12 protein-coding genes and 2 pseudogenes are annotated in these 15,352 nt (G+C 44.1%); 10 read left to right on the plus strand and 4 right to left on the minus strand.

What is annotated here, in order from left to right; translation table 11 throughout:
* Positions 1 to 321: 321 nt before the first annotated feature.
* The 3 genes from ACKWMY_RS27025 to ACKWMY_RS27035 all read left to right on the plus strand — a co-directional run bounded on the left by ACKWMY_RS27025 (position 322) and on the right by ACKWMY_RS27035 (position 2,030).
* Positions 322 to 807, plus strand: a complete 486-nt coding sequence (locus ACKWMY_RS27025; protein WP_409487395.1) for a hypothetical protein — start codon at positions 322 to 324, stop codon at positions 805 to 807.
* Between the two features lie 6 nt (positions 808 to 813).
* Positions 814 to 1,185 (plus strand): hypothetical protein, encoded by a 372-nt coding sequence (locus ACKWMY_RS27030; RefSeq protein WP_098931417.1) that lies wholly within the window; start codon positions 814 to 816, stop codon positions 1,183 to 1,185.
* A 314-nt stretch (positions 1,186 to 1,499) separates the two neighbouring features.
* Positions 1,500 to 2,030: a fimbrial protein gene (locus ACKWMY_RS27035; protein WP_409487396.1), complete on the plus strand. Its 531-nt coding sequence runs from the start codon at positions 1,500 to 1,502 to the stop codon at positions 2,028 to 2,030.
* 193 nt (positions 2,031 to 2,223) lie between these two features.
* Here the strand turns inward: ACKWMY_RS27035 and ACKWMY_RS27040 are convergent, their stop codons facing one another.
* Both ACKWMY_RS27040 and pnuC read right to left on the minus strand, forming a co-directional pair.
* A complete protein-coding gene (locus tag ACKWMY_RS27040) occupies positions 2,224 to 3,246 on the minus strand; it encodes an AAA family ATPase (protein ID WP_409487397.1) in 1,023 nt (340 codons plus the stop codon).
* Positions 3,243 to 3,800 (minus strand): nicotinamide riboside transporter PnuC, encoded by a 558-nt coding sequence (gene pnuC, locus ACKWMY_RS27045; RefSeq protein ID WP_074030920.1) that lies wholly within the window; start codon positions 3,798 to 3,800, stop codon positions 3,243 to 3,245. Before pnuC ends, ACKWMY_RS27040 begins: the two co-directional genes overlap by 4 nt.
* 639 nt (positions 3,801 to 4,439) lie before the next feature.
* On the opposite strand from pnuC, the gene ACKWMY_RS27050 reads away from it, so the two are divergent.
* The 5 genes and pseudogenes from ACKWMY_RS27050 to ACKWMY_RS27070 all read left to right on the plus strand — a co-directional run.
* Complete coding sequence (locus ACKWMY_RS27050; protein WP_309047911.1) at positions 4,440 to 5,567, plus strand: fimbrial protein; 1,128 nt, start codon at positions 4,440 to 4,442, stop codon at positions 5,565 to 5,567.
* Positions 5,568 to 6,109: 542 nt separating this feature from the next.
* Complete coding sequence (locus ACKWMY_RS27055) at positions 6,110 to 6,655, plus strand: fimbrial protein (protein ID WP_024529955.1); 546 nt, start codon at positions 6,110 to 6,112, stop codon at positions 6,653 to 6,655.
* A 59-nt stretch (positions 6,656 to 6,714) separates the two neighbouring features.
* Entirely contained in the window at positions 6,715 to 7,419 is a 705-nt protein-coding gene (locus tag ACKWMY_RS27060; RefSeq protein ID WP_024529956.1) for a fimbria/pilus periplasmic chaperone, read from the plus strand.
* Between the two features lie 76 nt (positions 7,420 to 7,495).
* On the plus strand, positions 7,496 to 8,053 hold the full coding sequence (locus ACKWMY_RS27065; protein WP_409487398.1) for a FimD/PapC N-terminal domain-containing protein: 558 nt from the start codon (positions 7,496 to 7,498) through the stop codon (positions 8,051 to 8,053).
* Positions 8,054 to 8,071: 18 nt separating this feature from the next.
* A pseudogene (locus tag ACKWMY_RS27070) lies at positions 8,072 to 8,245 on the plus strand (IS110 family transposase); the annotation flags it as partial.
* Between the two features lie 219 nt (positions 8,246 to 8,464).
* Here ACKWMY_RS27070 and potE read toward each other — a convergent pair.
* Entirely contained in the window at positions 8,465 to 9,790 is a 1,326-nt protein-coding gene (gene potE, locus ACKWMY_RS27075; RefSeq protein ID WP_409487399.1) for a putrescine-ornithine antiporter, read from the minus strand.
* Between the two features lie 106 nt (positions 9,791 to 9,896).
* Positions 9,897 to 12,116: an ornithine decarboxylase gene (locus ACKWMY_RS27080; RefSeq protein ID WP_409487400.1), complete on the minus strand. Its 2,220-nt coding sequence runs from the start codon at positions 12,114 to 12,116 to the stop codon at positions 9,897 to 9,899.
* A gap of 261 nt (positions 12,117 to 12,377) precedes the next feature.
* On the opposite strand from ACKWMY_RS27080, the gene ACKWMY_RS27085 reads away from it, so the two are divergent.
* Together ACKWMY_RS27085 and ACKWMY_RS27090 are read left to right on the plus strand one after the other, a co-directional pair.
* On the plus strand, positions 12,378 to 13,799 hold the full coding sequence (locus ACKWMY_RS27085) for a sigma-54 interaction domain-containing protein (RefSeq protein WP_409487401.1): 1,422 nt from the start codon (positions 12,378 to 12,380) through the stop codon (positions 13,797 to 13,799).
* Positions 13,800 to 14,614: 815 nt separating this feature from the next.
* Positions 14,615 to 15,145 (plus strand): annotated as a pseudogene (locus ACKWMY_RS27090) (IS110 family transposase); the annotation flags it as partial.
* Positions 15,146 to 15,352 lie beyond the last annotated feature (207 nt).

The following is a 15,352-nucleotide window of genomic DNA, read 5'->3' on the forward strand; positions in this document are numbered from 1 at the left end:
ACCCTCAAAAACCCTCCGCAAGACTGTGCAAAAGATGAGCTTTTTCATGCCTAATAATCAACCGCTAAAATCTCATTCAAGGAGATTAGCGCCTCGGTTTTGAAAGTTATTGTCGAGATGATTAACAAATTCCTGGTAACCACTACGCAAACAACGTTGGCATCAGTACGGCAAAGACCGCCAACGCGGCGCGCTACCTCTGGGGAATTGCTCTATTCATCACAAAGATGACTAGCTAGTTCAGATTGCTGTTTTTCTCACTTTCTTTTGCGTTCTATTGGCATTAGGATGTTACAAAATGTTAGGTATGGAGACGAGGATGTGAGGAAAGTAAGTTTAACTTTTATTCTTTTAGGAACGCTTCTTTTATCAGGTTGCACATATGATGTAACAGGTAAAGGTTGGGATCTTCATAGGTTTGAATGCCCTAATATAACTGAAAATGTGAAGCGTGATACGGTTGGTAAATCTGACTTCATCAACAACTTGCAACAAATGGCCTCTCTAGCTAGTTTATTCAATGATATAGGGGAAAAAAAGCTAAAAACCGCTCAAGCTAAAGCAGATCAAGCGTACATAGAAGAAGTACACGCATGTACATTAACAACGCGCGAAAATGCTATTAAATTTTCAGAACAACAATTCCAACAGTTAAAGTCAGTGCCAATGAGTGAACAGGAAAAAGCAGCACTTATAGATACATATGCAGACTGGGTCACCTTTATGCAAAAAATATCTATCAATAATGATGCCGCTCAAGAATTAAATAATTTTAAATCCGCTGCAAATAAATACTTGCTAATGTGAGGAAAAATGAAAGTTTATAAATGGATTGCCCTCATCCTTCCTGTCGCTTTATCTGGTTGTTTCATTGCCAACGTTGAATCCGGAAGGGCGTATAACGGGATGGATAGTGAATACACCTCATCTATGAATACGGAAATTACGGCGGCATGTATAAAAAATGCTTGGCAAAACAGTGATGTTCACATGGGGCTTACCGCAGCTGGTGTCAGTCAGCGAAATACTGGCGATATGATAACACTATATACTCTTAATTATACAGAAATAGTTGATGTTTCACCTTCAGCTGATGGTAAAAGCAAAGTCGTTTTTTACCATAACGGGGATAGAATTTGGGGCAGTAAAAAAATATTAATTTCCGGTATAAAAGGCTGCCTTTAAACGATACCCCTATAGTTAATCTAACTTAGCCAGCATTAATGCTGGCTTTTTTACATCCTGAGTTCAATTGGCCTAAACCTTATTTCAACAATAAATAGTTACGGACCGTTAGCGACTACATCCATCCCTGAAAAATGCGAACTATTGCGAGTGTAGTCTGTGAGAAAAAATGCCCCAAAAAGTACACGAAGTATGAATAGATTAAATAATTTTGCCTGTCACTGGCACAATGCAAACGAATTTCAATTATTCCGTAAAGTGCGATTATAGCCATGCACATTCGGTGCTGTTATTTTTCAATAATGGGATTTATCATGAGATTTAAAAACTTGTTAGCTGTACTATTCTTAACAACTATTGCTTTTAGCTCGGCAACGATGGCCGAAGGTAGTGGAAGAATGACCGTGTCAGGCAGCATTATTAAGACGCAAACATCTTGCGCTATAGCACCTGAGTCCATTGACCAGACGGTTACGTTAGGGCAGGTGGCCGATGCCGTACTGCTTGAAAACAATGGATCTGGAAAGTCGGTTCCGCAACATTTCAATATTCGATTGGAAGATTGTGAAGTTTCTGACGGTAATAGTGTAACCGTTACTTTCGTTGGCGCGGAAGGAAAGGACGGTCGTCTTGGCATTACAGGTACGGCTAGCGGTGCCAGTGTTGCATTGACCGACGGGGCAGGAAATGTGCTTGAACTGGGAAAGCCCAGCAAAAATTTTTCGCTCCAGAATGGTAACAACATACTTCCTTTTACGGTTTACCTCCAGGGCGATGGTGTGCCGGGAAATATTCAAGCGGGTGATTATCAGGCTGCAGCTGGTTTCATGCTAAATTTCCAATAAATCAAAAATTCACTATTGAATATCGGGAGCCTGATGGCTCCCGTTCTTTGTGTCCCCGACGAGGCGGGCTAAACCATCGAACTGAAGGACGCTTAGGAAGTCAGAGATGTGCAGCGTAAACGAAAAAATAAAGCAGATTTTTATACTATCGTGATTATCCAGCTAGCAGTGTCCTTGTAGTAACATTCTGTGTTCAAATAATCGAAACCTTAGAGGGAGAAAGATGATCAAGTATCTGCTCTACTCGCTGTGTCACACTGCCAGTAACGTATAAAAAGGGAATGCCACGTCTGGTCAACTCTTCGATATACCATTGCTGTTGTCGTTGACGGAATGACTCATCCTGGCGTGTGCCATCCTGATGGAAAGCGAAATCGTCAGCACAAAGCACGACTGTGTCGTAATGTCGGCAGGCTAACTCCTCCAATGCAGGGTCTGCACTACCAAACATGGCCAACGAGTAAAATAACGTTGTCAGCGGTGAAGTATCACAAACTAAATAGCGATTTGGGCATGCAGTCATCTCCCATAAGGTCTGGGTATGTGCAATATGCAGCATGTCTTCGAAAATCAGATGTCCCTTTCTTTGTTCCCATCGTTCGCGGCCATACTCACAGATCGACACAGTGTCCAGTGCAGTAGCTAATGCGATACTCAAGGTACTCTTGCCCGTAGATTCCCCGCCCAGGATACAGATACGGTGAACAAAATGGGCGTACACTTCAGGTGCCATCAGGTGTCGATATTGATGGATTTCTGATCGAATCAGTGTTCCCGACACGGCTCCGGGCCCTAGCTCGCGCATCAGACGTACATGTGAAACCTGCCGTTGAAAACGTTTGCTAAGCACCTGAGCGAATCCAGAGCCATAATCTTCGGCAGTGAATACGGCTTCAGGAATTATGTTTAGGTACTGTAGGCACAATGACGCGACGAAATGGCGGTGTGAATCGTCATCGCCTTCATTATGGGGCATCAGGCCAATGCCCCAAGCTAAAGCGTCCTCGGGTTCTATCACCAAAATGTGTGCTTGTGGAAAACGGGTCTGTAGATAGGCCTGCCGTCTAGCAGGGCCGAAGCCGGGGAGTTCAGGTAAGGAATAACTGATAATGACCAGCTTCTCGCATGCATCAAGTGCGGTGTTAATCAGTATTTCATGGCCATGATGTAATGGTGCAAACTTGCCAACGATCAGCCCAGTAGCAAAGCGTTTCATCTTGCTTTCAGCTCCTGACGCCATTGATAAAGGCCGTACCAGGCATTACACCAGAAGATGAGATAGAGGATCGCCGTGATGTAAAGCTCACGTGAAGCGTAAAGCGGTACCGCAATAGTATTTACCAGCAACCACACATACCAGTTCTCGATCCTTCTCCCCATCAGCATAAACTGCGCCATGATACTGAATGTCATGATCAAGGAGTCGAGCCAGGGAGACCAGGCGTTGGTATAAGTGTGAAGCACATAGGCATAACAAGAGGATACCAGCAAGGCTGCCAGGGCAAAACCGCCAAGCAACCACCCTGGGGTTTTACGGATATGGATTGCCTTACCTTGATTGCCAGTTAGCCAGTTCACCCAACCTGCGATGCTACTGGCAATGAAAAATAGCTGAAGAGTGACATCGGCATAGAGCTGAACAGAGAAAAATACCCACCCGTAGAGTAGGCAACCAATAATGCCTATCCACCAAGTATGAACATTATTACGGGCAGCCATCCATACTGAAGCGGCGTAAGTGCTACTCGCAGCTATTTCAATCAAAGACATTGATATTTATTCCTTTAAACACAGCTAGTTCACCAACGTAGCAAGTTGGCTATTGGATAATCTTGGTCTCCCGGTAGGAGACGACAAAGCTGCAATATAAGGGAGTATTTGGGCAGCTAAGTCAACATTGGTGATCTGATTTATGGGCTTTAGGCACTTCAAAAATAGCGCAGACTAAGAATCGGTTGCATAAAACCGAGTGCTGCATATTGGAGGATCGCAGCTATATGGGAAGGTTTGAAACCTACCTTATGCTGAAGGAGTCACTGCTGCCGGCACCGTGATCAGCAATGTAGTCTATTCTAATCAGTATCAATAGTGAGTTGTTGAAGGGGACTCATCCCTTTTTAACTCCCGTTGGGCCAGGAGGTTTGATGAAGCTTTTTCTCACAATATGGCCCGTCAGATTGGCACTTTTGACGGTTCTGTCGCATTCAAAAGGCTTTATCTTGCCTGCTTACTCAACGTGACGGGTTTCGTTAATGTCAGCTTGAAAGCCACGACGTGCAGCGAATATGGTGGTCTTAAACTGGCTTGGCATCGGGTTCTGACATCGCAAATGACAAACGTGGTGCGCCTTAAGCGCCAGAGGTAAAAATGAAGGGGATAATACAGGGTACGATAGGGGGGCTTTTGCTCATGTCTGCCAGCAATAGTGCCTGGGCTGCGGTAGTCTGTTCACCGATGAATGGCTCCCCACGTACCGATAATGTGACTCTGTCTCCTGCAGCGATCTCGGCGGGGAGTGATCTTCCAGTCGGAACGGTGATTTATCAGGGCCGATGGGTGAGTGGTGCTACCGGCCTCTCGGTGATGTCCTGTGACTCGCCGACGGATACCTCAATGTGGCTTAACATTGCGTGGACAGTTGAGCAGGCACCCCTTCCCCTCGCCAACTGGGCGGGTAGTCCTTTCGGTGGCGCTGTCTATCAGACCAGTATCCCAGGGGTAGGAATTGCCATCTCCCGCAATAATAATGGTGATGCAGCCATATTAGGCAAACCTAACTATCAGTTTCCGGCGGATGTGAACAGCCTGGTGACAGGGGGATCCTATAAACCTTTTCTGTCTAACAGAACGATCTATGCAACGTTGATCAAAATTGGCGCTATTACACCGGGTAGTTACACCCTCAATGCGACCACATTGCCAACTGCCGCACTCTCGGTTGTGAATCCGATAAGTTATCCGGCGACAACCGGGCTTCCCATTAAAGCGTACATTATCAAGTTTCAGGGGCAGTTAACGGTATCGGCCCAGACCTGCACTACGCCAGATGTGAATGTTAATCTGGGGAGTTACGATACGCGGCAATACTTTACCAGGCAGGGGGCAACCACTCCGTGGGTTGATGCTTCGATCACCATGACCAACTGCCCAACCTTTTATGGTTATTATAATGCCGCCAACAGTACATTAATGTTTGACTATGCTATCGGCTCCGGGCAGGTAGCCAACTCAACCAATAATAGTATTGGCGTGCGATTGACCCCGACAACTTCAGTGATTGATGCTGCCAATGGGATTATGGCTATTGACTCTACAGTACCCGGTGCAGCATCGGGGGTGGGGATACAGCTCGGTTGGGGAAATAGCAGCCAAACGCCGACGCTGTTTAACTTTGCGGCAGAGCAGTCAGTAACGCTACCAAAAGACGGTAGTCCGACAATTCGTGTTCCATTGGCTGCCCGTTATATTCAAACCGCTTCTGGGACTTCGCCAGGCAAGGCGAACGGCAAAGTCACGTTTACGATTAACTATTACTGATTAATGAAATACCCTACGGGTAAGCGGAGCTATCGATGTATCGCTGCCAAAACCCCTTAGTGTTGTACCTTTCTTTTATATATCAATGGGTTTCTTGTTTTTCTTATATGGCGTTTCAGTGCGGTTAGAACAATTAAGAAATGCGTTTTTTTATATAAGAATTTTATATAACTTATTGATTAATATGTCTATAAGTGATTTTTCCTGCGTTTTATACTACTTCACTAAGAATATTCCGCATTCAACGGTAATATTTATTCCAACAGCAAGGCAGTATGCAGTACCAGACGGATAGTTCGTGATAGGTAAGGGATAAAGGTTCGCTGAAATGGCTTTCAACAAGGAACTGTCGTTCATTGATATCTTGTGAATGTATCTTGTCTTCATTTAATTTGATAGCGCCAGTTATTGTCCTGCATTTCAAATGCTGTGTGATTGCCGATATATGCTCGCCATATTTATAGAGTTATGTATTGCAAAAGTATATCCACCCTCCGTGGGTAACCTAATAGTTTAATGACGCAAGGTAAATAGGAATAAATATGAAAAACTTAACAATCGTAGCTTCTCTGGTTGCAGTATTTGGTTCAGTGGGTCTGGCTCAGGCTGCTTCTACCGGTACCATCACCTTCAACGGTGAACTGACCGCCAACACCTGTGATGTCGTAGTCGATGGCCAGACTGCAGACGCTACTGTCGTGCTGCCAACCGTCGGCACCAACCAGTTGAACGGCGCGACCCAAACCGCCGGTGAAACAGGTTTCGTGATGGCACTGAATAACTGCTCAGGCACACTGCAGACTGCCTCCGCCTTCTTTGAAGCGGGTGCTTCGGTAGATTCCGTGACTGGTCGCCTGAAAAACCTGACCGGTACAGCGTCCAACGTCAGTCTGCAACTGCTGGATGCGTCCAGTGCGTCTCAGGCGGTGATCCAGGCAGGTAACGCGAACCAGGTGACCAACACCACGTATAAAGATGTTACCAGCGGTAGCGCTACTCTGCCTTATGCAGTGCGTTATTATGCTGAAGGAGCCACTACTGCTGGCACCGTGATCAGCAATGTAGTCTATTCTATTCAATATCAATAATCAGTTTTCGAAGGGGGAATCGTCCCCCTTCTTACATTCCGTTGGGTCAGGGGGTTTTTATGAAACTTTTTCCTCTCAATATTGCGCGTCAGGTTGGCACTTTTGCAGCGATTGCCCTATTCAGCAGCAGTAGCCTCGCCAGCGTGGTACTCAGCGGCACACGGGTGATTTATCCGTCGGACGCCAAAGAAGTCAGCGTCAAAATCAATAATGTCGGCCCCTCGCCGGTACTGCTGCAGAGCTGGATAGATAATGGTGATCCCAACGCCAAACCTGCGGCTATCAAAGTTCCCTTTGTACTGACTCCACCGATGAACCGGGTGGAGCAGGGTAAAGGCCAGACACTGCGTATCAGCTATGCTGGCGGAAGCTTGCCAATGGATAAGGAATCAGTGTTCTGGCTGAATGTGCTGGAAGTGCCGGCCAAGAGCGAAGCCAAAACGAGCGAAAACCGTCTGCAAATGGCTTTCCGCACTCGGATCAAGCTGTTCTATCGCCCTGCGGGCCTGCAAGGCAATGCCAATGATGCTTATAAAACCGTCACCTGGAATACGCAAGGCGGTAAAGTACAGGCAACTAACCCCACGCCGTTTTATGTCAATTTTGTGAACCTGTCAGTCAATGGCAAAAAACTCGACAACGCCATGGTGGCACCACGCTCAAGCATGGTGCTGAATCTGGCTGGAAATGGGGGCAACAAAATCACTGGAAGTGTTGTTAATGACTATGGTGCGGTCAACGCTTTCGATGCTGTAATAAAGTAACATAATAATATCTATCACTATTTTTTATATTGAAGTCTTAGTGATTGACCCGGTATCAAGCTCTTGAGGGGGCGGGATGTCAAAATTTTTGCGCTACGCTATTCGTGTGCCGGTCGTCTCTTTGGCGGTAGCGGCGCTATCGATTTTTGTGGCGGGAGGCGTCAATGCGGCAACTGAAAATGCACCGCAAACCAGTGCCAAGAGCCTGGAGTTCGACTCGTCTTTTTTGAATGTTGATGACGTACAGTCGGTCGATCTTAGCCGTTTCGCCGAAGGCGCCTCCGGGTTGCCCGGAATTTACAAAACCGCGCTGTATGTCAACGATCAACTGATCAGCAATACCGATATTGAATTCAAGTCTCGGGCCGATAAATCGGTCTATCCCTGCCTGACCAGCGACATTATTAAAAATATTGCGTTCAACTACGAAAAACTGCCCGCCGATTTTTTGAAACAGCAGTCTAGCGGTGCCCTATGCATGGATCTGAAAAATAAGCTTCCTGAAGCCCAGGTGAACTTCGACAGTAATGAACAACGCCTGGATATCATTATCACTCAGATTTACATGGGCTTTGTTAATGGAGTGGTCGCCTCCCATCTCTTGTGCCACAGTGGGACGATAAATCGTCACTAATTGAACGGAGCGGCCATCATGAACGTTAAAACTATTGGCATCGATTTGGCAAAAGAAGTTTTCCAGAACCACGGGGTTGACGAGCACGGCAAACGGTTGTTCAACAAACAACTCAGGCAGGCACAAATGACTTCCTTTTTTGCCAACATCCCACCCTGTTTGATCGGTATGGAGGTCTGTGCATCTGCTCATTTGTCTGAGAAAATGACTGACAGGAGGGGCTGTTATCTGAATCCTATTTATTCAGCAAAGCCGGCTTTTAGTCGTAATAGCGATGGTTCAACTGGGCTGTATCCGGCTATTTTCACGACGAATAGGTAATTGAGGGACACAGCCTAATACCGTTCACTATGAAAAGTCGCTGTAAATATTGAAGTATCTACAGCGACTTTAATATACAAAGCTTACTTGTTAAATGGTGTCATCTAATTTATTTCTTGCGGTTTCATATCTTGGTGAAATTAAACCATATAATGTCCACCCCATAAATGTTGCTATGCCACCCCAGGTGAGCGCCTCCGCACCAGTGTTATAAATAGCATAGTAAGTGTAGCCTGTTGCAATAAGCATAATGATATTAACTCGACGTGCTCTACGTTTATTAACACCATAAATTTTTTGCATGATTACCAATGCAGCCATGGATAATACATAAGGAATAACGTTGGTGAGTACGGCCAAGTTGAGTAATACGTCAAATTGTTTACTCAACGTCGGGCTGATAGTCATAAAGGATAAAGCAGTCTGTGCTAGCACCAAGATCAGCATACCTTTAATCGGTGTGCCTGCCTTGGTAATCTTAGTGAAAATTTTCGGATAGAAACCAGATTCAGAGCCCGATTTAACCACTTGAGCAAAAGTGAACTGCCAGCCAAGTAATGATCCCACACAGGCAAAACACATTAAAGCCATAATGATTTTACCGACGGTTGGGTTAAACATTTGACTGAAAGCCAGGCCAAACGGTGCCGTCGACGTGGCCAAGTCCATATTAGGAACAATTCCAGCGATAACATTAGTGGAAATAATATAGATAATCGCAGCACTTAGCGTACCACCTAACACGGCAATAGGTACATTTCGGGTCGGATTATCAACAGCATCTGAGTTGGCACATGCTGATTCCAGCCCCAAAAATGCCCATAAGGTAATAGCAATAGAAGAACTGATTGCTTTAAAAACAGGTAGGTCATGTGGGTTCCATGCGGAAAGGTAGGTGTCAGGCTTAAACCAGAACCAGCCAATTATACATATCCCCACAACAGGAATAATCACGCCCCAGATGGTAAAACCACCAATCTGGCCGGTGAACCTTGAGCCACCAAAATTAGCGACCGTGGTTACCCAGAGAATAAATACCGTCGCTAATACGATATTTAACGGCGTTAATGCCACACCAAAAAACTCAGCAGCATAGCCAACCGCAGTAATGGCGATAGCCACATTCGACACTAGAATTGAAATGCAGTAGGTATAGTTAGACATAAATCGGCCTGACATCCCTAATGGATATTCTGCGTAGCCAAACATGCCGCCACTTTTACGACTCAGCATCCCACATTGAGCAAAGCAATAAGCCAAAGCCAGGGAGCCGAGCGCCGTTACTAACCAAGATAAAATAGATATAGTGCCAATCTCTGCCAGTTTTGCTGGCAATAGAATGACCCCTGACCCCATCATATTAATAGCTGTAAGCATGGTCAACTGCACTACACCCATTTTCTTTGCATCACTCATTTTATTATTCCTTAATGAGAGTTAATATTGATAATGGAAAAAAACTAATAGCCGTCACAAAAATGATTAAAATAGAAAGCATTATAACGGTATAGTCTATCGTTTTTTACAAAACCCCCAGCGTGTTAAATTGGCTTCTTTCGTTATTGAGTGATGCCTTCTCTTTTAGAACATAAGCACATAGGCACTTATTCCCATTATCATCTACTTCAGAATAAACCCCTTGTAATTCAGGAGCAAACCCAGGAAGTAACGTAATAACCTCCTCCCAAGTTTGGAAGTATTCCAATACTGCATTCCCCCACACTTCGCCAGGGACAATACAGATAATACCTGGAGGGTAAGGCAGCGCCCCCTCAGCCGCAGTTCTTCCTTTAATAGATTTTAGTGGTACCAATTCAACCTCATTGCGCACAAACTTAACATTGGCATCCTGAGGTAGCATCGCTACTTCTGGCATAGTTGCTTTGCGGAACAGTTTTTTCTGCAAATCTTTAACATTATGACTTACATAAATATCATGTATTTCCTGGCAAAGCTGACGAATAGTGTAGCCGCGGTAACGCGCTTCATTTTCTGCGTAGATAGAAGGTAAGACTTCACTGACAGCGACATCACGCTTAATACATTCCTCAAAGCGAGCCAGCAAGGTGACCAGATGTTGCATTTTGGGAAGATTTGACGATGGCGTAATCAAAAAGAGAATTGAATTTAAATCACTTTTTTCAGGAGTGATACCATGTTCACGCAAGTAGTTGCACAGAATGGTGGCAGGAATACCAAAATCAGTGTATCGCCCTGTTTCTACATCAATGCCTGGCGTAGTTAATAATAATTTACAGGGGTCAACAAAGTATTGATCGTTCTCGAAACCTTGGTATGAGTGCCATTTTTCACCTGGGACATATTTAAAGAAGCGTAAATCCTGCGCCATCTCTCCCGTTTCATTCTCTTGCCATGGTTTACCATCAATCATCGGTGGCACAAAGGGTTTAATCATAGAACAGGTATTGAATATTAACTTACGCGTTTCGATCCCCGTCTTAACCGCATCAAGCCACATAACTCGGCCACTGTTGCCTTCATGCATTTTGGCGTTGACATCTAAAGAGGCAAATATTGGATAGCTTGGGCTAGTGGATGCATGGATCATAAATGCATTATTAACATGTTTATGATTACAGTAACGCGCCTGTCCTTTTATATGCTTATCTTTCTTATGAATTTGTGAAGCTTGTGATAAGCCCGCCAACAGTTTATGCACCGAGTGAGTGACAAAAATACCCGGATCGTTTTCATTTAATTCCAAAAGCATAGGGGAACTATCTTTCATCATCGGAATAAACTGCTCATAGCCTACCCAAGCAGAATCAAATAATATATAATCACACAGGTGTCCAATTTTATCGATAACCTGGCGTGCATTATAAATACAGCCATCATAAGTTCCCAATTGAATTATCGCCAGCCTGAAAGGCCGTTGGATATTTTCTTTCTCTGGTGCAACCTTTTTAATTTCAGCGCGTAAATACTCATCTTTAAAACAGCTCGCATCGATACCACCAATAAAGCCAAATGGATTACGGCAAGTTTCTAAATAAACCGGCGTAGCACCTGCCTGTAGCAAAGCCCCTTGATGGCAAGACTTGTGATTATTGCGATCAAACAAAACCAAATCACCACGCGTCAACAGCGCATTCATCACTACCTTATTTGAAGCTGATGTTCCATTTAAAATAAAATAAGTTTTGTCAGCATTAAACACTTTAGCTGCATGCTGCTGTGCTTTACACGCAGCACCTTCATGAATTAATAAATCACCTAGTTTAACCTCTGAGCTTGCCATATCGGCACGGAACAGAGTCTCACCAAAGAAATCAAAAAAGCGCCGCCCAGCAGGGCTTTGGCGGAAAAATTGTCCGCCATTATGCCCAGGCGTAGATAATGACACATTACCTTTGTTAACATAGTAAGCCATCGTTGAAAAGAAAGGTGGCAAGAGATTTGTTTCATACTCATAGGCTGCTGCATCAATCTGCTTTCCAAAAAACTCGGTGGTAACACCGTTAAGATCAATCACACCACGCACATTGCTGTTACCAAGAACCTCGCTGGGTAACTTTTCATTTTGTGCTACTACGACAAATACAGGAATGCTGAAGCCCGTACGTTCCACTAAATCTAACGTCCCGTTTTTAATATCTTCACTCGTAACAACCACAGCACCAACATCAGTAAAATCCGTTTGATGAACATCAACAATTTTACGTGTTGATTCAAAGCTATTCAGCGTTTTTTCGCTAGCTGCAACATATAATTTCTTCATAAAAACCTCTTGTCGGGTGTTATAAAAATGTTTAAATTTACTTATTCTTTAATTTAACGGTACTGCTTTCGTTCCTTATAAAAATATTTAATCCCGTCACACTTCAATACTTGCAATGTTCATGCCATAATTTTATGTCATAAAAATCAAGTGGATAATAAATTATCTACTGCGTGATATTTTAACAATCATACAAAAAGTCTATAATTTGACGGAAATCCGTCATTATCTTCAGTTAAAGATGCATTCAGGAGCCCCAAGATGCCAACAGTCTCTTCTCTGCAAGACATGATCTCAGTGTTTGCTCGTTTTTTTGATTTGATCCATCAGCCCATCACGATCATCAATCGACAAGGTAGGTTCATTTATTACAATCAAGAAAGTGCTGAGATTGATGGGTATAGCGTGGAGCTGGCACTAGGCAAACATATCTTCGAGGTTTATACCAAGCTGAAAGAAGAAGAAAGTTCCATCATGTGTGCATTAAAATACGGCACAGAATATATTGGCAACTATCAGGTCTACTACAATGCAAAAGGGCAAGCGGTAGATTACCAACATACTACGGTGCCATTGTATGATGCTGAAGGGAAAATTGAGGGAGTGATTGAGATTGGGCGGAATATGTCCACGGTGCGTCGTTTACAAGAGCAGGTTGTTGAGTTAAATCAGTTACTTTATAGCCATAGTGATGAAAGTCGATATAATATCATTACTGATGATCCCCAGATGAAAAAACTGATTAATAAAGCAAAGCGCTTGGCAACCAATGATACACCTGTTGTCCTGATTGGTGATACGGGAACGGGTAAAGAGTTATTCGCTCGCTTAATCCATCGTAGTAGCAAACGTGCTGACAAACCCTTTATTGCACTTAACTGTGGAGCATTGCCTTTAACTCTGATTGAGAGCTCCCTATTTGGCACAGTAAAAGGAGCATTTACTGGAGCAGAAAATAGCAAAGGATATCTTGAACTTGCTGATGGAGGCACCTTTTTTTTAGATGAGCTCAATGCGATGCCAATTGAAATGCAAAGCAAATTACTGCGTTTTTTACAAGATAAATCCTTTTGGAAAATTGGTGGGAATAAACAGATCCAATCAGATGTTAGAATCATTGCTGCCATGAATGAATCCCCCTCTGTTTTAATCGAAAAAAACTTATTGCGTGCCGATCTTTTTTACCGGTTAAGCGTCGGCATGCTCGTATTACCTACTTTGTCTTCACGGCCTGGTGACATAGAACTATTAGCACGATTCTTTATTGATAAACACCGCAGCATTGTTAACTACGATATTCAAGGCATCAGTGAACATGCTATTTTAACATTAAAAAATAACAGCTGGCCAGGTAATGTTCGCATGTTGGAGAATGTGATTGTGCGTAGCATGGTACTGCAGGAGAATGATGGGCCGCTAGTAAACATTGTTTATGAAGAAGAAATGCTGATGCCTGCATTTATCCCGCCCCCTTTACCAGTAAAAGAGGCGTTATCTGAGGTTGGATTAACAGAACGGGTTGAAAGATATGAGCGCCAATTGATTGTGGATGCGTTGAATTTAACCAACGGAAGCATCACTCAAGCAGCCTGTGATCTACACATATCACGCACATCGTTACATTATAAGATAAAGAAATATAATCTTAAATTTGGTGTGCTGGATGGAGTTTTTAAAGATTAATTATTTATCTTGGGGTAAATAATAGTTGCAGGGGCGAGCAGACAGATGAAATACCGGGAAACATCCTGACGATTTATCATGTCAAGAGGGGGGCCGGCATTTCACTATTACAACCGGTAGATTTCAAGTGGTAGTTTAATAGACCACGGGCATTATTAGGGGGGAGGTGAGTAGACCTGCTCGTTAGTCGGAGTGGCGTTGCCAACGGAGATAAGGGCGGCGGCGTCCTCGATACGTCTGTCGGTGTCAGCTGTGCTCCAGTGAATGAGGGGCTGACGGTAGGGTAACCAATGATACGGTACACTATGTATTAATGATACACAAAATAAAAATCGTACATATAATACATACATGGTTAATATTACATACAAGCTGTACTCATTTTTTAACAATTGTGATTAGACTCACAACTACATGAGTATGCCATCTAATATAGGTTAAAGCTGCATGCATTTTTTTTAACAGAAATATTCTATTAGAGGCGTAATTCGGAGTGCCCATAATTTCTGTCACTACAGATCGAGAGCGTAAAAATATATGGTTACCCCTGAAGGATCCCCACAAACACTCAGTAAACGAATATCATATCTGAATATCGCCGCTGCAATTTGTGCAGCGCTTATCCAGTGACAAAGTTTTCAGTATATTCGGTGTCTGTCTGATGACATCTTTTGCCAATGTCGAAAAATGAAAGAACCCACTGTCTTGGCGGGATTCTTTATCCGTCGGTGGGCTTTGTTAATGGAATGGTCGCCTCCCATCTCTTGTACCACAGTGGGACGATAAATCGTCACTAATTGAACGGAGCGGCCATCATGAACGTTAAAACTATTGGCATCGATTTGGCAAAAGAAGTTTTCCAGATCCACGGGGTTGACGTGCACGGCAAACAGTTGTTCAACAAACAACTCAGGCGGGCACAAATGACCTCCTTTTTTGCCAACATCCCACCCTGTTTGATCGGTATGGAGGCCTGTGCATCTGCTCATTTCTGGGCTAATAAACTGATGTCGATGGGCCATAACGTCAAACTGATGGCCCCTCAGTTCGTCAAACCCTATGTTAAAACCAATAAGCACAATGCTGTAGACGCAGAAGCTATTTGTGAAGCCGTCACTCGACCCAACATGCGGTTCGTGCAGGTCAAAACCTCTGAGCAGCAAGCCGTGTTGGCACTTCACCGGAGTCGTCAGAGTTTCATCAAACAGCGGACCGCACAAGCCAATCAAATTAGGGAGTTATTGGCCGAATTTGGCATTGTCGTACCCCGAGGCATTCAGCAGCTACAGCGACGGTTACCTGAGATCATGGAAGATGCGGATAACCGATTACCCGACCTGCTTCGTACATGGAACACGGCTTACAACCGGCGGTCGGTGGCCGAAACGGCGATGTACCGAGTCAAACAACTGTTCGGCTGGTACCTTACGCTGCGTGACTATGATGCGCAGGTCGGTGAGGCTATGGCGATGATCCGTGCATTGAACAAGATGGCGCTCGTGGGTATGCCAAAAAGTGTGCTCGTTGCCTGAGGTATATGCACATTCAAGAGG

It is taken from the genome of Serratia sp. J2, from assembly GCF_046269175.1.
In the GTDB taxonomy this organism is placed as follows: Bacteria; Pseudomonadota; Gammaproteobacteria; order Enterobacterales; family Enterobacteriaceae; genus Chania; species Chania fonticola_C.